At 62.7% G+C, this 16935-nt stretch carries 14 protein-coding genes; 8 read left to right on the top strand and 6 right to left on the bottom strand.

The features are described from left to right. Nucleotides 1–44: 44 nt before the first annotated feature. From AB5Y53_RS05120 to AB5Y53_RS05130, 3 genes are all read right to left on the bottom strand, one after another. Nucleotides 45–1235 carry an amino acid aminotransferase gene (locus tag AB5Y53_RS05120; protein ID WP_010675240.1) on the bottom strand — a complete coding sequence of 397 codons (1191 nt, stop codon included), beginning with the start codon at nucleotides 1233–1235 and terminating at the stop codon, nucleotides 45–47. Between the two features lie 135 nt (nucleotides 1236–1370). Continuing rightward, nucleotides 1371–2312, bottom strand: a complete 942-nt coding sequence (locus tag AB5Y53_RS05125; protein ID WP_368181274.1) for a hypothetical protein — start codon at nucleotides 2310–2312, stop codon at nucleotides 1371–1373. A gap of 195 nt (nucleotides 2313–2507) precedes the next feature. Further along, nucleotides 2508–3545 (bottom strand): porin, encoded by a 1038-nt coding sequence (locus tag AB5Y53_RS05130; protein ID WP_301482011.1) that lies wholly within the window; start codon nucleotides 3543–3545, stop codon nucleotides 2508–2510. Between the two features lie 382 nt (nucleotides 3546–3927). Between AB5Y53_RS05130 and dinG the strand changes: the two genes are divergently transcribed. The 3 genes from dinG (at nucleotide 3928) to AB5Y53_RS05145 (ending at nucleotide 7840) form a co-directional block, all read left to right on the top strand. Beyond that, nucleotides 3928–6000: an ATP-dependent DNA helicase DinG gene (dinG, locus tag AB5Y53_RS05135; RefSeq protein WP_368181275.1), complete on the top strand. Its 2073-nt coding sequence runs from the start codon at nucleotides 3928–3930 to the stop codon at nucleotides 5998–6000. 213 nt (nucleotides 6001–6213) lie between these two features. Beyond that, entirely contained in the window at nucleotides 6214–6873 is a 660-nt protein-coding gene (locus AB5Y53_RS05140) for a DUF2057 domain-containing protein (protein ID WP_039040268.1), read from the top strand. Between the two features lie 70 nt (nucleotides 6874–6943). Next, nucleotides 6944–7840: a histone deacetylase gene (locus AB5Y53_RS05145; protein WP_043153861.1), complete on the top strand. Its 897-nt coding sequence runs from the start codon at nucleotides 6944–6946 to the stop codon at nucleotides 7838–7840. 89 nt (nucleotides 7841–7929) lie between these two features. On the opposite strand, the gene AB5Y53_RS05150 is transcribed toward AB5Y53_RS05145, so the two are convergent. Then, complete coding sequence (locus tag AB5Y53_RS05150) at nucleotides 7930–9078, bottom strand: MFS transporter (RefSeq protein WP_048207961.1); 1149 nt, start codon at nucleotides 9076–9078, stop codon at nucleotides 7930–7932. Nucleotides 9079–9379: 301 nt separating this feature from the next. Beyond that, nucleotides 9380–10330 carry a ribosome biogenesis GTPase YlqF gene (gene ylqF / locus AB5Y53_RS05155; RefSeq protein ID WP_041214888.1) on the bottom strand — a complete coding sequence of 317 codons (951 nt, stop codon included), beginning with the start codon at nucleotides 10328–10330 and terminating at the stop codon, nucleotides 9380–9382. Nucleotides 10331–10671: 341 nt separating this feature from the next. On the opposite strand from ylqF, the gene AB5Y53_RS05160 reads away from it, so the two are divergent. The 5 genes from AB5Y53_RS05160 to rnk all read left to right on the top strand — a co-directional run bounded on the left by AB5Y53_RS05160 (nucleotide 10672) and on the right by rnk (nucleotide 15633). Continuing rightward, nucleotides 10672–12063 carry an alkaline phosphatase gene (locus AB5Y53_RS05160; RefSeq protein WP_368181276.1) on the top strand — a complete coding sequence of 464 codons (1392 nt, stop codon included), beginning with the start codon at nucleotides 10672–10674 and terminating at the stop codon, nucleotides 12061–12063. 24 nt (nucleotides 12064–12087) lie between these two features. Further along, complete coding sequence (locus tag AB5Y53_RS05165) at nucleotides 12088–13455, top strand: alkaline phosphatase (RefSeq protein ID WP_368181278.1); 1368 nt, start codon at nucleotides 12088–12090, stop codon at nucleotides 13453–13455. A 50-nt stretch (nucleotides 13456–13505) separates the two neighbouring features. Beyond that, on the top strand, nucleotides 13506–14189 hold the full coding sequence (locus tag AB5Y53_RS05170; RefSeq protein WP_368181279.1) for a hypothetical protein: 684 nt from the start codon (nucleotides 13506–13508) through the stop codon (nucleotides 14187–14189). 80 nt (nucleotides 14190–14269) lie between these two features. Continuing rightward, nucleotides 14270–15004: an ABC transporter substrate-binding protein gene (locus AB5Y53_RS05175; RefSeq protein ID WP_010675251.1), complete on the top strand. Its 735-nt coding sequence runs from the start codon at nucleotides 14270–14272 to the stop codon at nucleotides 15002–15004. Nucleotides 15005–15237: 233 nt separating this feature from the next. Then, complete coding sequence (gene rnk / locus AB5Y53_RS05180) at nucleotides 15238–15633, top strand: nucleoside diphosphate kinase regulator (RefSeq protein ID WP_010675253.1); 396 nt, start codon at nucleotides 15238–15240, stop codon at nucleotides 15631–15633. Nucleotides 15634–15741: 108 nt separating this feature from the next. Here the strand turns inward: rnk and AB5Y53_RS05185 are convergent, their stop codons facing one another. Beyond that, entirely contained in the window at nucleotides 15742–16869 is a 1128-nt protein-coding gene (locus AB5Y53_RS05185; protein WP_368181280.1) for a GGDEF domain-containing protein, read from the bottom strand. Nucleotides 16870–16935 lie beyond the last annotated feature (66 nt).

Genomic DNA, 16935 nt, shown 5'->3' on the forward strand with positions numbered 1-16935 from the left:
CTTTTTATGGCTGAAGCAAGGCGCTTGGCGCAGATGCTTCTCTCTTACAACACCTTGGCGATGGCGTCGCAGAGGGGATCAATGTTGGCGCGGGTGATGCCTGCCACGCTGATCCGGCCGGAGCCGACGATATAGATGGCGAATTCGCTCTTGAGGCGCTCCACCTGATCCTTGGAGAGACCGGAGAAGGAGAACATGCCGTTCTGTTCGCGGATGAAGCTGAAATCCTGGTTCACCCCCCGCTCGGCCAGCTTCTCCACCAGCAGCTCGCGCATCTCGCGAATGCGCACCCGCATGGCGGCCACTTCTTCCACCCACTCCGCATAGAGGGCCGGGTCGCTCACCACGGTGGTGACAACGGCGGCGCCATGTGACGGCGGGTTGGAGTAGTTGGCACGAATGACGGTCTTCACCTGGGTGAAGGCGACGTCGGCCACCGCCTTGGTCGCGCAGACCAGGGTGAAGGCCCCGACCCGCTCGTTGTAGAGGCCGAAGTTCTTGGAGAAGGAGCTCGCCACCAGCAGCTCGTCGTGGCACTCGGCGAAGATGCGAAGGCCTTCGGCATCCTCTTCGATACCCCGGGCAAAGCCCTGATAGGCGAAGTCAAAGAGCGGCAGCCAGCCGGCGGCGGCACTCTGCCTGGCCAGGGCGCGCCACTGCTCGGTGGTGGGGTCGATACCGGTCGGGTTGTGGCAGCAGCCGTGCAGCAGCACCAGATCCCCCGCCTGCGCGTCAGACAGGGAGGCCTGCATGGCGGCGAAGTCGAGTCCCTTGGTGGCGGCGTCGTAGTACTTGTACCACTTGACGGTCAAACCGGCCGCCTGGAACACGCTGACGTGGTTCGCCCAGGTGGGATCGGAGATCCAGATGGTCTTGGCGAGATTGTTGCGTACCACGAACTCGGCGGCGATGCGCAGGGCACCGGTACCGCCCGGCGCCTGCGCCGTCTTGGCGCGGCCGCTGGTCACCAGGGCGGCATCACGGCCGAACAGCAGTTGCTGCACGATGCGGCCGTATTCGATATTGCCTTCGATACCGAGGTAGTTCTTGGTCTTCTCGTCGGTCAAGAGCTTCTGCTCGGCTTGCTTGACGCAGTGAAGGATAGGAGTGGCACCGGTCTCATCCTTGTAAATACCGACCCCCAGATTGATCTTGTGGCTGCGAGTGTCGGCACGGAAGGCTTCGGTCAGGCCCAGGATCGGATCCGCTGGGGCGGCAACAACCTTTTCAAACATGGTATTCCCTGTAGTCCGTTGAGTTCGTTGGCTGGCAAAGTAGGTTGGCAAACAAAAGCGCCCGTCCAGGGAGCGCTTCGTCAGCTCTTTATACCACTGCCTTCCATAGGGGAAAACCGCTTTCTCGGCGCCGCCTCAACCAATCCCGTGCCAATCCGGTGCCAGGGCACACACCTCGACCGACAGACCCCGATTCGACTCCACCAGATCATTGCACTGCGCCAGCAGCGCACGGGGGATACGGCTCGGCTCCCAGGGCCGACCATCCCCCAGGGGAGCCCCGTAGGCCGCCTTGATGGGCACCAGATCCCGGGGCAGCCACCAGCTCGCCGGTCTCCCCAACCGCTGGGCCAATGCCAGTACCCTGTCGACCCCGGCCGGATCCAGGGCAGTGAGGTGGCTCCAGAGGGTCTGGGGCGGCAAGGCGGCGATCAGGGGCTCCAGCGTGCCGGGATCCTCGGCGGGATACCAGACCAGCAGGGCGTCGGCGGGCAGTGGCAACTCGGCGAAGGCGCCGACGGCATCGGTCGTGATCACCCGCTGTATCTCCCCCTCTCCCCAGAGGATCTTGCCAAGCTGCGCCAGGGTGCGGGCTGGCAGCGCCACCTCCCCCAGGGTCTGGAGCCAGGGGGCGGCATCCAGCAGGGTGCCGCCGCTGAGAAACAGGCTGAACGGCCGTGCGGCCCGCAGACGAAGGGGCAGATCACTGCAAAGCCGGATCCCCTTGTCTTCGAAGTCGATCTGCTCGATGGGGCTGAAATGACCCTCCCCCTTGCGATACAGGGCCGCCAGCACCCGCTCGTTGACCCTCTCCCCCAGTTGCCAGCCGTGGGATTGCAGCCACTCCTCGGGTTCCGGCGGGGCACTGGCCATCTTCGCCAGCATCAGCTCCCGGGTCAGATAGCGGTGCCCGGCAGGGGTGAGCTCATAGTGGTGATTGCCAAGGGCCAGCAGCAACTGGTTGTCCCGAAGCATGCCGATGAGCGGCTGCCATTGACGACCGCGAACAGCCTGGGGGCCGCCACTCAGCAACTGCTGTGCCAGCGCGCGCAACTCGGGGTGGGTGAAATCGATCAAAGGCATCCTTCCCTGTCGGCCAATCTGCTTCAACAAATTGAATAATCTAGCGATTTACCAGAGGAGAACCAAGGGGACAAGGAAGACAACGTGATATGGCGCAGGGCCAGAGGACGAAAAGTGGTGAAGGGGCCAAAAAACAGAACGGCCAAGCAAGCTTGGCCGTTCATCAACTAAATCAGCGCAGAGGCTAGATTAGAAGTTGTATTGCAGGGCAACAGTGAACTCGTCGTCCTTGTCGTTGATACCCTGGATTTTGTACTCGGTGTACGCCTTGAACTTGGAAGTGAAGTTGTACTGCACGCCCAGCAGGGTTTCGTCGACGATGTCTTCGTAAGAAGAACCGGCGGAGTTGGACAGTACCTTGCCTTCCTTGAAGTTGTAACCGGCCAGGAAGGTCCAGGCGTCAACGTTGTAGGAAGCAGCCAGCTCGTAGCCACGGCCCTTGTCCTTGTTGCTGCCTTGGGTGGTGTTGTCGTAGCTCAGGTCACCCTGGGTGTACATACCGGCGAAGTAGAAGCCGTTGATGGCGTAGTGTGCGCCCAGGGCCCACTCTTTCTTGTCGCCAGAAGCAGTAGAGGTGGTGCTCTCCAGGTCGGAGTAAGCGTAACCTGCGTTCAGGCCCAGACCGAAATCGAAGTCGTAACCGGCAGCAGCGGCGTAACCGTAGTTACGTTTTACATCCGGACCGTATACTGCAGTTTCTTTGATGCCTTGACCGATGTCGGTAACAGCAACAGCTACGTCATCGTTGGTCTGGTAGGACACTTTGCCCTTGAAGCCACCGAAGGTGTTGGAGTAGATGATCTGACCTTCTTGACGACCGTCGTAGAAGTTACCTACGTCACCCCATTCGTTGAAGATATCGGTCGGCTCCAGCACGTCGTAGAACGCGGTGTCGGTCTGGCCGAAGATGATCTTGCCGTATTGGGTACCGTCCAGGCCGACATAGATGTGACGGGAGTTGAACTTGTTGTCAGAGTTTTCGGCGGATACTTGCCACTCGGTCTTGGCGATACCGGACCAGGTGTTGTTCAGGCCGACTTTGCCGGACCAGCCCAGACGGGAGGAACCAACCAGTTCAGCGTCGGTGTCGTCGTGGTCTGCGTACATGTTGGCTTGTACACGGCCGTAGATGTCAAAGGAGGTGCCGTCTTTGTCGTAAACGACAGCAGCGTTGGCTGCGGATGCGAACAGAGCCGGGATAGCAATAGCCAGAATTGTCTTTTTCATAGTTTCCAATGCCTACTGTAATTAAACACTAAGTCCTTGTTATTCCCTGTGTTAGCGATGTTCTTTGCATCACTATGGCGCCGAGACTATCACCGGGTTTTCGAATCCGCAATGAAAAAACTTGGAACTTTTTATGAAAACCATAGTCACAGGGAAAAATTTGTGAGCTGAATCTCACAATGTTTGCCCCATCAGGGAAAACGTTTACAGCGATACTCTCTGCCTGAATCCCTCTTTTTTGGTGGTTTATTGCAACCCCCTGTTCCCACATAACATATGTGCAAAGCCGGGGCTGACCCGACTGCTTCTCCCCTGCCTCGACCAGGGCCGCCTGTTGCGGGTATCCTGTTGCCATCCACACCGACACGGCCACACCTTCTTTATGCTATCGACTCGCCTCAAAGCCACCATCCGCAATACCTATCGCCAGATTGCCGATGGTTTACCCGGTTTTGTGCCGCGCAAGGAGCAGAATTTCCTGGTTGCCGAAATCGCCAAGACCCTGACGGGAGAATATGACAGGAGTCGCCGCATCCTGGTGGCCGAGGCAGGCACCGGCATCGGCAAGTCCCTCTCCTATGCCCAGGGGGCCATACCAGTGGCACGGCTGACCCAGAAGAAGCTGGTGATCTCCACCGCCACCGTGGCACTGCAGGAACAGCTCATCCACAAGGATCTCCCCTTTTATCACCGTCACAGCGAGCTGCCGTTTCGTTTCATGCTGGTCAAGGGGCGCCAGCGCTACTGCTGCGAGCACCTGCTGGAGCAGGCGGCAAACGGCAGCGAGATGGCCAATTTCGAACTCGACTTCGGCGCATTGAGCAAACACAAGCCATCGGATGCTGACAAAGCGTGCTACCAGGGGCTGTGGCAGGCCTACACCGAAGGCAAGTGGGACGGGGATCGGGACAACTGGCCCAAACCCATTCCAGACCCTTGCTGGGATCGCATCGCCGCCGACCGCCACACCTGCAACAAGGCCCTGAGCCACCATCAGCACTGTCCCTTCCATCGGGCCCGCAACGACATGGACGCGGCAGACGTGCTGGTGGTCAACCACGCCCTGCTGCTCTCCGACCTCACCATGGGTGGCGGCATCATATTGCCGCCACCGGACGAGTGCATCTATGTGCTGGACGAAGCCCATCACCTGCCCACCATCGCCCGGGATCACGGCGCCGCCAGCGCCAGCATCAAGGGATCCCGCCGCTGGCTGGAAAAGCTGGTGCAAAGCGCTGGCAAGCTGGCCAGGACGCTGAACAAGGAGAGCCTCCTCGACCCCCAGCTCAAACTGCAGGATGCCCTGGCCTCTCTCCAGCCGGATCTCAAGGCCCTCGAACAGTGGCTCGCCAGCAATGATCACCTCTTTGGCGGCGAGCCCCACCACAGATTCGCCGATGGGGTGCTGCCGGATCCCCTGCCCATGCTGGCGGAAAACCTCAAGGAGGCGAGCAAGAAGGCGTTGCGGGCGCTGGACAGAATGCAGGGGGCCATCGGCGAGGCGCTCAAGGATGGCGAAATTCGTCGCAAGGAGGCCGAGCCTCTGCTGGCGGAGAGTGGTTTTCACCTGCAGCGGCTCGAGAGCTTCTGCGCCCTCTGGGAGATGCTGAGCCGCCATGTTCCCACCGGCAAGACACCCCTCGCCCGCTGGATGGCCAGAAGCGAGGACGGGGACATCTGGCTGCACGCCTCCCCCATCGAGGTGGGCTATCTGCTGGAAGAGTGGCTCTGGTCCCGCTGTCTCGGGGCCGTGCTGGTGTCGGCGACCCTCACCGCCCTCTCCTCCTTCAGTTATTTTCGCCACCAGGTGGGGCTCAAGGAGCATGACGGCACCCGCTATCTGCGGCTGCGCTCCCCCTTCGACTACCACAAGGCCGAACTCTATCTGCCCAAGATGGCCCATGAGCCCAGTGCCCCCGCCTTCACCCAGGAGTTGATCGATACCCTGCCCCGCCTGCTGGCAGGCAAGGAGGCCAGCCTGGTGCTCTTCTCCTCCTATCGCCAGATGAACGAGGTGGCGGTGGGGCTGCGGGCCAAGGGGATGTCGCTCCTGGTACAGGGGGAAGCGTCCCGCAGCGCCCTGCTCCTCTTGCACAAACAGAAGTGCGACGGCGGCCAGGCCAGCATCCTCTTTGGCACCGGCAGCTTCTCGGAAGGGCTGGATCTGCCCGGCCACTACCTCACCAACCTGGTGATCACCAAGCTCCCCTTCGCGGTGCCCAACTCCCCCGTGGAAGAGGCGACCGCCGAGTGGATAGAGCAGCGCGGCGGCAACCCCTTCCTGCAACTGACGGTGCCGGAGGCGTCGCGCAAGCTCATCCAGGCCTGTGGCCGCCTCATCCGAAAAGAGGCGGATCGGGGGCGGATCACCATCCTGGACCGGCGCCTGCTGACCAAGCGCTACGGCAAGGGGCTGCTGGACGCCCTCCCTCCCTTCACCCGACGCATCGAGTGACACGGCTGACGCCCGCCATGCGCTCCCCTGTCCCTCATGTCAGGATGTGGCAGGAAGAAAGAAGAGCACGCTGCCCGCAGGGCTCGGGGCCGCGGGATCCACACCCCGCACACCGGAAGGCGCCATAAACGGCTATTGCCGCTGTGGGGCAAACCTGTAAAAATGACCCCCTATTTTTCAGTGGGCAATTGCCTGACTGTTCAAGGAGATGAAATGAAACTGACTGTTCTGGTACCGGCCCTGGCTGGTCTGTTGTGGGCAGGTAGCGCCCTGGCCGCTAGCCAACTGGAAATTACGAATCCCTATGTCATCCAGCTGCTCGATGGCGAACCCGTCAACCCCCAGCTGCTCGACAAAGCCACCGTCTTCTCCCTGGAGCCCGGCAGGCACCAGGTCGTGGTCGCCTTCGAGGGCAACTACTCCAGCCGCAGTGAAACCAAGCTGGTCACCGCCGAGCCCCTGGTGATCAACTTCACCGCCGCCGACAACCAGCAACTCTTCCTCGACTTCAAGAAGCCCCGCAAGGAAGAAGAAGCCAAGCGTTTCGTCAAGGAACAGAACGTCGTTCTGAAAGACAAATCCACCGGCCAGGTCCTGAAATCCGAGCAGTTCGTCATGCCGACCGTGGGTGGCTTCCAGCTGACCCGTGACTATCAGCAGGAGCTGCTGAAGATGGGCAAGGCCTTCAACCAGCCCAAGACCGTTTCCGTCTCCACCGCCGCCGTGATGGCTGCCGCCAGCGCACCGGTGGAAGTGGCCCCGAGCAAGGCCATGAGCAACCCGGAAGCCCTGACCCAGCTGCAAAGCTGGTACAACAAGGCCGATGCGGAGACCCGCAAAGCCTTCCAGATCTGGGTGATCCAGCAGCAGTAAGGCGCATCGCACGCCTGCATCGAGGGGAGCCTGGCTCCCCTTTTTCATACCCGTTCATGGCCGATGCTTCATGTCACTGCGCATCTTCTATCACCCCCACTACTCCGCCCTGACGCTGCCCGAGCGTCACCGCTTCCCCCTGGCCAAGTACCAGGCGCTGTTTGAACGCCTCGTCGCCCTCGACTATCCGCTGGCACAGGCCGCCCCTGCCAGCCGTGAGCAGATAGAGAAGGTGCACGATGCGGCCTATGTACAGGCCGCCCTCGCCGGCACCCTCGATGAAGGGGCCATTCGCCGGCTCGGCTTTCCCTGGTCTCCCCTGCTGATAGAACGTACCCTGCACTCGGTCGGCGCCACCCTGGCCGCCAGCCGCCACGCCCTTGCGCAGGGCTGCGGACTGCAGATCTCCGGTGGCTACCACCACGCACACCGGGGGTTTGGCAGCGGCTTCTGCCTCTTCAACGATCTGGTGATCGCGGCGCGAACCTGCCTGGACGAGGGACTCTGCGAGCGAGTATTGATTGTGGATCTCGATGTCCATCAGGGAGATGGCAGCGCCGCCCTGTGCACGGGCAGCCGTGACATCATCACCCTCTCCCTGCACGGGGAACACAACTTCCCCCGCCACAAGCCGGCCTCCCATCTGGACTTTCCCCTGCCAAGCGGCATGGAGGACGACGCCTATCTCGAGACCCTGGACCAGGCCCTCGCCCTGGCTCATCGCCTCTATGCCCCCGACTTCATCCTCTATCAGGCCGGGGTGGATGTGCACCGGGACGACGAGCTAGGCTACCTCTCCCTGAGCGACTCAGGCGTGCGCCAGCGCGATGCCATGGTCTTTGACTCTGCGCTTCGCCACGGGCTGCCCATCACCGCCGTACCGGGAGGGGGTTACCGGCGAGACTGGCAGCAGTTGATCCCGCTGCACCTCTCGCTCTTTGAAGTAGCAAGGCACCGGTTTGGTTGAGCGGCACCACCCGGCCCATGATGAAAAAAGGCGACCCTTGGGTCGCCTCTTCTATATCCAGTGCGCAGGGATGATGACGCCGTCTGCCCTCAGGCATGGGCCATCGGCGTCGGGTGCTCGCCCATCTTGCGCAGCAGCATCAGCAGATAGACCAGGGAGACCCCGGCAATCACCATGAACAGCAGATGATCCGAGTAATGCTGCATCAGGAGCGCCGTCAGGGTCGGCCCGAGCAGGCTGCCGATGGTGTAGCTCAGCAGCAGCGCCTGGTTCATGGCCACCAGTTGATGCTGCTCCACCTTCTCGCAGGCCCAGGCCATGGCCACCGGATAGAGCGTGAAGCCCGCGGCCCCCAGAATGAACAGCGTCGGCCCCATGGCCGCGTTGCCGAGCATCGCCATGGCCCCCAGGATCACCACCAGCACCTGTACCCGCAGCACCGGCAGGCGCCCGAAACGATCCGCCAGACGCCCCACAGGCCATTGCCCCAGGATGCCGGCGCTCACCATCACCGCCATCCAGTAGCCGATGGCCCCGTCGCTCACCCCCTGGTGGTTCAGATAGAGCGGCATCAGACCATAAAGCACCCCCAGCACGATGCCGGAGAGGATGCAGCCGTTCACCCCCAGACGCGCCTGACGCAGGCGCAGCATCGGCCAGACCGGAGTCCTGGCCTGGTGGTTGCCTGACGGACTGGCGATGCGGGTGAACAAGAGCGGCAGCATGGCCGTCAACACCAGGGCAGTCACCCAGGGCAGCACCGCCATCAGCGACGTCGGTACCTTGCTCACCAGCAGTTGCCCAAGCACAGTGCCCACGTAATAGACCATCATGTAGGCGGCCAGCAGACGACCCCGATTGCGGGCGTTGCCGCTGCACATCAGCGCGCTCTCCACCACCACCCAGATCATGGCGCAGCCGACTCCGGCGATGAATCGCCAGGCGAGCCAGCTCCAGAACGCCAGGGTAATGCCGAGCCCGACGCAGCCTGCGGCAAAGAGCGCACTGGCCAGGTAGTAACTGCGATTGAAGCCGCAGCGGGCGATGAGTCTGCCCGCCAGCAGGGTTCCCAGCAGGTTGCCGGTGAAATAGGAGGAGCCGACCATGCCGACCTGCCAGGTGGGCAGATGCTCATGGGCGAGCCAGAGCGGCACCAGGGTATTCAATACCGCGATGGCCAGGGTCAGCAACAGCAGGCCACAGAGCAGGAGCAGCACCGGGCGGGAGTATGTGGTCATGGATAGAACCGTGGGGAGAGGCAAAATGCGAGCGCATCATGCCACCGCCTGTGCCTTTGTCAATCGGCACTGAGGCCGGGTCGCAAGGTTTTTCTGCCCACCGTGATGGCAACGCGGCACGGCCCTCCCCTGACGGGAGCCTCATCCCCTTGATTGGCCGGCACCTTGGTCATGATAAGGGGAACCGGGCGGTTGAATATCGACCCTGTGCCTCCCTCACGCCAGAGCGCCATGACCAGAAGAGGCGACCCAGGGCCACCTCTTCTTTCTATCAAGCACAACCTATCGTGCACAACGTCGGTCAGCGCTGGCGCTTCTTGGCGTACTTGCGACGAGCCCGGGCCTGGCGCTCCTCTTCCCGCTCCGCCTTCTCCCTGGCTTTCTGCTCAGCCTCGGCCTGGGCTTCCACTATCTCGACGCTCACCATCTCTGGCGTCTCCAGGGAGATCCGCCCCAGCATGCCGGACCGGAATTCATTGACCAGGATTTCCGAGGCCTTGTGCAGATCCGCAAGCCCCCCCTTGCGCATGAAGCCGCGCTGACGGGCAATGAGATCCAGCAGCTCGATCTCGGTCTCCGGCAGCTCGCTCAGCTGGTAGCGTGCCTTGATGCGCTCCGGATAGGCCTTGATGAAATAGTCGGCGGCAAACATGGCGATGTCGGCGTAATCGAAGACGGTATCCTTGATGGCCGCCGTGATCGCCAGTCGATAACCGCAGGAGGGCGGGTTGAGCTTGGGCCACAGGAAGCCAGGGGTGTCCGTCAGGATGACGTGGTTGTCGAGCTTGATCCGCTGCTGGGACTTGGTCACCCCCGCCTCGTTGCCGGTCTTGGCGATGATCCGCCCCGCCAGGGTGTTGATCAGGGTGGACTTGCCCACGTTGGGGATGCCCATGATCATGGCGCGCACCCCGCGCAGCTCGAAGTTGCGCTCCGGCAGCATCTCGTGGCACAGGGTCAGCAGTTGCTTGATCATCGTAGGCTCCTGCTGGGTCAGGGGCAGTGCCTTGATCCCCTTTTCCTGCTCCATGTGGGCCACCCACAGCTCGGTGATCTCGGGGTCGGCAAGGTCTGCCTTGTTGAGCACCTTGATCACCGGCGTCTCCCCGCGCAGCTCCGGCACCAGGGGGTTCTCGCTGGAGAAGGGGATGCGGGCGTCGAGCATCTCGATGATGACATCGACCTGGGGCATGACCTCTGCAATCTCTTTGCGGGCCTTGTGCATGTGGCCGGGGAACCAGTTGATGGACATATCCGTTACTCTCTCATTGGCATGCGGTCCCCTCTCGGGGCTGCGGGCGCTCGGGGTTGCGGGTGCGTGGTGATGCGCCAGACCGCTGGCACTCATCGCAAGGGGGCGCATTTTACCTGCTGCGGCCCCGATTTGACAGGCTATTCTGGCCGGGTGTTGTCACCCGGGTGGCCGGATGCCCGCCACGCCACCGGGAGGTGAGAGGCAGAACACAATCAACATAACCCATTGATATAAGATAACATTTGCAAGGCGCTTTCACCGTATTGTCATCTCTCTTCACTAAAAGTGTCATCTGCCCCCTCTAGGCTGCGCTCAGGTTTCACAAGGAGCGAACCCCAATGAGAAAGATGGCAGGACTTGCAGTGATGATAGGCGCCGCCCTGGCCGCCGGCTGCAACTCCAACAACGACAGCAACACCCCGGAACCCAGCGCCAAGAACGTGATCTTCTTCCTCGGCGACGGCATGGGTCTCAACACCCTGACCGCCTCCCGGATCTATGGCGTCGGCGAAGAGGGCAGCCTCACCATCGACACCCTGCCGGAAACGGCCTTCATCAAGACCTTCTCCCACGATGCCCAGGTGACCGACTCGGCCCCCTCCATGGCGGCCTACATGACCGGGGTCAAGAGCAACAACGGCGTCATCAGCATGGACAGCGACGCCACCCAGGAGAGCGATTGCAGCCAGAGCGGCGGCAAAGCGGTGACCACCCTGCTGGAGCTGGCCAAGGCCGATGGCCGTGGCACCGGCGTGGTCACCACCACCCGGGTCACCCACGCTACCCCGGCCGCCACCTATGCCCATATCTGCAACCGGGATCTGGAGGCTGATATCGCCGTCCAGATGGTGCCGGGGGGCAGCGGTTACAACAGCGCCCTGAAGGAGGGGCTGGACGTGGTGCTCGGGGGCGGCAGCGGCTTCTTCCTGCCCAGCGCCGACAAGGGCAAGCGGGAGGACGGTCGCAACCTCATCGACGAGATGAAGGCGAAGGGCTATCAGTTTGCCGCCACCCTGGACGAGCTGAACCAGGCCGATGCGAGCAAGCCGCTGCTGGGCCTGTTCGGTTCAAGCCACATGAAATATGACCTGGACCGGCCCGCCAGCGAGCCATCACTGGCCCAGATGACCCTGGCCGCCATCAAACAGCTCAAGGACAAAGAGAAGGGCTACTTCCTGATGGTGGAAGGGGGGCGCATCGATCACGCCCTGCACGACACCAACGCCAAGCGTGCCCTGCAGGATACCCTCGCCTTCGACAACGCCATCCAGGCCGCCATCAATGAAGTGAAGAAAACCGATCCCGAGCTGAAAAACACCCTGATCGTGGTCACCGCCGACCATGACCACACGCTAGTCCTGAATGGTTATGCCAAGCGCACCGGCAAGACCACGGCAGGCAATGCGGGCGTGCTCGGGCTGGTGAAGAACTACGAGACCGGCGAGCCGAGCAAGGATAGCGATGGCATGCCCTACACCATCATCGGCTTTGGCAACGGCTACAACCGGGTGGACGGCCCGCGCAGCAGCGTGGCGGCCCTCGACGACGCCACCGCCTCCGCCGACGACTATCACCAGGAGGTGGTGGTCAAGGTGGGCGAGATAGGCAACGAAACCCACGGCGGTACCGATGTCTTCCTCGGCGCCATCGGCCAGGGGGCGGAGCGCTTCCACGGCTCTCTCGACAACACCGCCGTGTTCGGCAAGATCAAGGCTGCGGCCAAGCTGTAAGGGATTATCAGGATGAACATCACCATGAAAAAGACGCTGGTCTGCACCGCCCTGCTCGGCACGCTTGGCGGCCTCTCCCAGGCGCACGCCGCCGATGCAAAGAACGTCATCCTCTTTATCGGTGACGGCATGGGTCCCACCGTGCTCACCGCCACCCGCCTGTTCAAGGTGGGGGAAGAGGGGGATCTCGAGATGATGAAGCTGCCCCAGAGCGCGCGCATCAAGACCTTCTCCCACGATGCCCAGACCACGGACTCCGCCCCCTCCATGGCGGCCTACACCACCGGCGTCAAGATGAACAACGAGGTGATCGCCATGAGCAGCGACACCAGGGCCGTGGCACCGTCCAAGGATGCCAACGGCAACAAGGGCATCAACAACTGCACCAGCGACAACGGGAGCCCGGTGCCCACCCTCCTCGAGCTGGCCAAGGCAGCCGGCAAGTCGGTGGGAGCCGTCACGACCACTGAGCTCACCCATGCCACCCCGGCGGCGACCTATTCCCATATCTGTCACCGGGATGCGGCCTACGCCATCGCCGAGCAGGCGGTACCGGGCGGAGCCGGCTTCAACCAGGCGCTGGGGGATGGGGTCGATGTGCTGATGGGGGGCGGCGCCAACCACTGGACGCCCTACAGCGCCAGCAACAAGGGCGGCCGGGCCGACGGCCGGGATCTCACCGCCGAGCTGACCGCCCGGGGCTACCGCTATGTCACCACCAAGGATGAGCTCTCTGCCGTCAACTCGGGCAAGGTGCTGGGGCTGTTCAGCACCAAGTCCCACCTAGACTACGAACTGGACCGCGTCGCCAAGGGGGCGGCCAGTACCCAGCCGTCCCTCTCCGAGATGACCGCCAAGGCGATCGATCTGCTCAGCCAGAACAGCCAGGGCTACTTCCTGATGGTGGAGGGGGGGCGTATCGACCACGCCCTGCATGCCACCAACGCCAAGCGATCCCTGACCGATGCGGTGGCGCTGGACGAGGCGGTCAAGACGGCCCTCGGCAAAGTGGATTTGAGCGATACCCTGATCGTGGTTACCGCCGACCACGACCACACCATGACCATCAACGGCTATTCCGCCAAGGGCAACAAGGTGCTGGATCTGGTCAAGAACGCCGATGGCTCGACCCAGAACGACGCGGACGGCAAGCCGTTCACTACTCTGGTATTCGGCAACGGCCCCAACCGCCAGGACCAGCGCCCCACCCTTACCAGCGATGGGGTGATGGCGGATGACTACCTGCAGGAGACCGGAGTCAAGCTCGGCTCCGAGACTCACGGCGGCGGCGATGTGATGCTGTTCGCGGGCGGCGCAGGCAGCAGCCAGTTCAAGGGCACCCTCGACAACACCCGGGTGTTCGGCAAGCTCAGGGAGGCCCTCGGCCTGTGATAAAGGTGCCCGGCACCGCGCCGGGCACCTTTTCCGTCGAGCGAGAGACGATGATGAAATATCTGCTTTCTTTATGGCTGCTGGGCAGCGCCCTCTCCTTCCCCCTCCTGGCCGACGAGGTGCCCGATCTGGCCGCCCGCATCCGCTACGTGGACAGGGTGACCGGCAGCGACGGCATCACCCGGGAGAGCCAGTGGCAGGAGAAGTGGCTGCGCGTCGGTGACCAGGTGTGGAGCCAGCGGCTCATTCCCGTTCCCCTGGCCCGTGCCTATCACGCCACCCACGATGCCCGCCCCGGCCACAAGCACTTCACTCACCAGATGGCGGCGCGCTGGGTCACCCGCAGCGAGGGAGACGCACTCCAGTTGCGCTACGCCGATGCCTGGCACAACCAGCTGGTGGAGGTGCCGCAGGAGGAGTACGGCCAGGTGGCCTTCAAGCCGGAGTGGGCGCGGATCCGCCACCTCATCAACCCTGCCCTGTTGGAGGGAATGACACCGCTGGATGAGGCTGCCCCCTACCAGGCGAACTGGTATGAGACCCGTGAAGGTCGCCAGCGTACCCGCATCCTCTGGTCGAGCCGCTGGCAGTTGCCCCTGGTGGTGGAGTCGGCAAGCCTCGACGGTTATCGCAGCTACCGGATGGAGGTGACGCTCAAGACGCTGCCAAAGACCCTCCCCTGGCAGCAACTGGCAGGGTACCAGACCCTGGATCTGCGGGATTTCTTCGACTGATCCCCCAGGCGGCAATCACCTGGCTGACATGGCGTAACGGGATGTTACACTCTCTGTACTCATCCCGGACCCGAACATCCATGCGCCTTGTTACTCTGCTTCTGCTGCTCTCCCCTCTGATCGTCTGCGCCTTTTCGGCCCGCGCCGTGGTCGTCGTGGCCGCGGACATTCCCCCCTATGTGATCCGCGCCCAGCAGGGTGCGCCGAGCGGCATGGCCATCGAGGTGCTGGAGGAGGCTGCCCGCCGCCTCGGGGAACCGCTCGAGATCGAGTTGATGCCGCTGGCTCGCGCCCTCAGCCAGGCCAGCCACCGCCCGGATGTCCTGTTGTTGCCCCCGGCCCGAAACCCCCAGCGCGAACCACTGTTTCTCTGGATTGCCCCTCTGCTGGAGGAGGCCTTCGTGCTGGTCAGCCATCGCCGTCACCATCCAGCGCCGCTCTCCATGAAGACGCTGCCTGGCCTCACCGTTGGCGTGATGCGTGGCTCCCATAGCCAGAGCCTGATCCAGCCGCTGACAGGGGTGACCCGGGAGCTGGTCACCGAGGAGGTCAGCAACGCCAGCAAGCTGGCGCGCGGCCGCATCCAGGCCTGGGCGGTGGCCTGGAACACCGCCCGTTACAACCAGCAGCGGGCGGGTCTGCCGCTCCCGGATCTGGTGCGGGGCGAGACCTTGCAGCAGAGCACCCTCTACCTGGCCGCCAGCCCCCGCTTCTCCCGCAGCGAGGCGCTGCGCTGGCGCCGGGTCATTCAGGAAATGAGGGAGGATGGCAGTCTCGCGCGCATCCTGCACCAGTACGATTACCAGGCTCCCTGATGAGACAGTCAGTCCAATTGCCAAACCACCCCAGAATGGTTATGGTATCTCCATGAAAGCAATCATGATTTTTTCCAGTACGCTCACACCCCGCTGAGCCCCCGCCCTCGCCCCGCTGCGCGAGTCGCTCGGGGGCATCGCTTTTGCTGTCTGCTTTTTACCCTTGCACCGTTTTTTGTCGACCAGTCTGCCCGTCATCCTGGTCCCTTCAGTCATTGATAAGGAAATACCCTATGAAACAGCCTCATCTCGTCATCTCCAGCCTGGATCTGGATCGCATCGAACAGCTGCTTGGCAACCACCCCCAGCACCTTGCCCTGCAAGAGGAGCTGGATCGCGCCGAGATCCGCGAACCCGCCGACATGCCGCCGGACGTGGTGACCATGAACAGCACGGTGCGCTTCAAGATGCAAAACAGCGGCAACGACTTCTGCCTGACGCTGGTCTATCCGAAGGATGTACAGGGGGACGAATCGAAGATCTCCGTGCTGGCGCCAGTGGGCAGCGCCCTGCTGGGGCTCAAGGTGGGTGACAGCATCGCCTGGCCGGGGCCGGCCGGTCGCACCATCCAGGTGGAGATCCTGGAAGTGGTCTATCAGCCGGAACGCGCGGGGGAGCTGCACCGCTGACAGGCGTCTAGGCGGCCACTCTGGTCTGATGCGACCAGGTGGCTGACTCGGTATGTCTTTATCCGGTCGGAGCCGACGGCCACCGGCCGGGCATGACCTGACGGGGGATCAGGCCCCCTGACAAATCCGGTTCTTGCCCTCCCGCTTGGCCTGATAGAGAGCGCGATCTGCCTGGCTGAACAGGGTGTCAAAGTGCCATTCACGGGCGCTGGGCGCCCACCCCAGGCTGGCCGTCACCCGGACCCCCTTCAGCTCCAGCGTTTCTATTCCCTGGCGGATCTGCTCGCAGCGCGCCTGCTGGGCCAGGGGGTCCCGTTCGGGCAACAGCAGCACAAACTCTTCCCCGCCGAAGCGGCTGGCCACCAGATCCCGCTGGCCAGCAAGATAGCGACCCACCGCCTCCAGCACCCTGTCCCCGGTCTCGTGACCGTGGCGATCGTTGATCTGCTTGAAGTCGTCGAGATCCAGCACCACCAGCGCCCCCTGCCTTGCCATCGTCACGCAGTGATCCATGAAGCCACGCCGGTTCAGGAGGCCGGTCAGGGGATCCTGGCTGGCCTGTCGACGCAGGGCCAGGGCCCGGTACTGGGTACAGAGCAGCAGCACCCCGAAGGTCGACAGATAGTTGCCCATCAGCATGGAGAGGAAGGGGAGCACATTGACCGCATGCTGATCCATCAGGACCCGCACCTCGCCGCCGAGCAGGGCCCCCATGCGCACCAGATTGAAACCGTAGAGCAGGATGTTGACCACGGTGAACACCAGCACCGCGGGCAGATAGTCAGGGTAGCCATGGCGCCATATGAGCCAGACAATCACCGCCCCCACCATCATGTAGCTCAGGCAGGCCAGCAGCACCCGGGGGGCCATCTTGTCGTTGAAGATGACGCTCCAGCAGAGGATCAGCAGGTAGACCAGCATGAAGAGGGTGAATGCCCGCCAGTTTGGCGGCTCCCCGAAGAAGCGCTGGATGGCGAGTGGCATCAGGGCGAGGCAGAAGGTGATGAGCAGGTTGGCCAGCCAGATCCCCGCGATATGGGGGGAAAATGCCTGCATGAAGAAGAGCGATTGCGCCGCCAGGGCACAGAGGCTGGACCACCACCAGAGCCCGAGACCGGGTATTTCCCTGTGGGTCGACCAGATGATGGAGAGGGTGATGAATCCCAGGCTGTAGCCCCCGAGGGCCATCAACATCAGGGTAAATACGTCCAGATTGAGCAGAATTGAGGCGTCCATTCCCGAACCTTCCAATGGGGATGGCTGAGTATATGGGAAGCCCATGACAAGACACAGAGGGAGCCT

The sequence above is a fragment of the Aeromonas sp. R7-5 genome (genome assembly GCF_040908015.1).
GTDB classification, from domain to species: domain Bacteria; phylum Pseudomonadota; class Gammaproteobacteria; order Enterobacterales; family Aeromonadaceae; genus Aeromonas; species Aeromonas caviae.

Bases quoted from the DNA above. Each gene is read 5' to 3' on its own strand.
- AB5Y53_RS05150 (WP_048207961.1), bottom strand. From the start codon at position 9,078: ATGACCACATACTCCCGCCCGGTGCTGCTCCTGCTCTGTGGCCTGCTG.
- AB5Y53_RS05170 (WP_368181279.1), top strand. From the start codon at position 13,506: ATGATGAAATATCTGCTTTCTTTATGGCTGCTGGGCAGCGCCCTCTCC.
- AB5Y53_RS05140 (WP_039040268.1), top strand. From the start codon at position 6,214: ATGAAACTGACTGTTCTGGTACCGGCCCTGGCTGGTCTGTTGTGGGCA.
- AB5Y53_RS05120 (WP_010675240.1), bottom strand. From the start codon at position 1,235: ATGTTTGAAAAGGTTGTTGCCGCCCCAGCGGATCCGATCCTGGGCCTG.
- AB5Y53_RS05145 (WP_043153861.1), top strand. From the start codon at position 6,944: ATGTCACTGCGCATCTTCTATCACCCCCACTACTCCGCCCTGACGCTG.
- dinG (WP_368181275.1), top strand. From the start codon at position 3,928: ATGCTATCGACTCGCCTCAAAGCCACCATCCGCAATACCTATCGCCAG.
- AB5Y53_RS05165 (WP_368181278.1), top strand. From the start codon at position 12,088: ATGAAAAAGACGCTGGTCTGCACCGCCCTGCTCGGCACGCTTGGCGGC.
- ylqF (WP_041214888.1), bottom strand. From the start codon at position 10,330: ATGTCCATCAACTGGTTCCCCGGCCACATGCACAAGGCCCGCAAAGAG.
- rnk (WP_010675253.1), top strand. From the start codon at position 15,238: ATGAAACAGCCTCATCTCGTCATCTCCAGCCTGGATCTGGATCGCATC.
- AB5Y53_RS05130 (WP_301482011.1), bottom strand. From the start codon at position 3,545: ATGAAAAAGACAATTCTGGCTATTGCTATCCCGGCTCTGTTCGCATCC.
- AB5Y53_RS05185 (WP_368181280.1), bottom strand. From the start codon at position 16,869: ATGGACGCCTCAATTCTGCTCAATCTGGACGTATTTACCCTGATGTTG.
- AB5Y53_RS05160 (WP_368181276.1), top strand. From the start codon at position 10,672: ATGAGAAAGATGGCAGGACTTGCAGTGATGATAGGCGCCGCCCTGGCC.
- AB5Y53_RS05175 (WP_010675251.1), top strand. From the start codon at position 14,270: ATGCGCCTTGTTACTCTGCTTCTGCTGCTCTCCCCTCTGATCGTCTGC.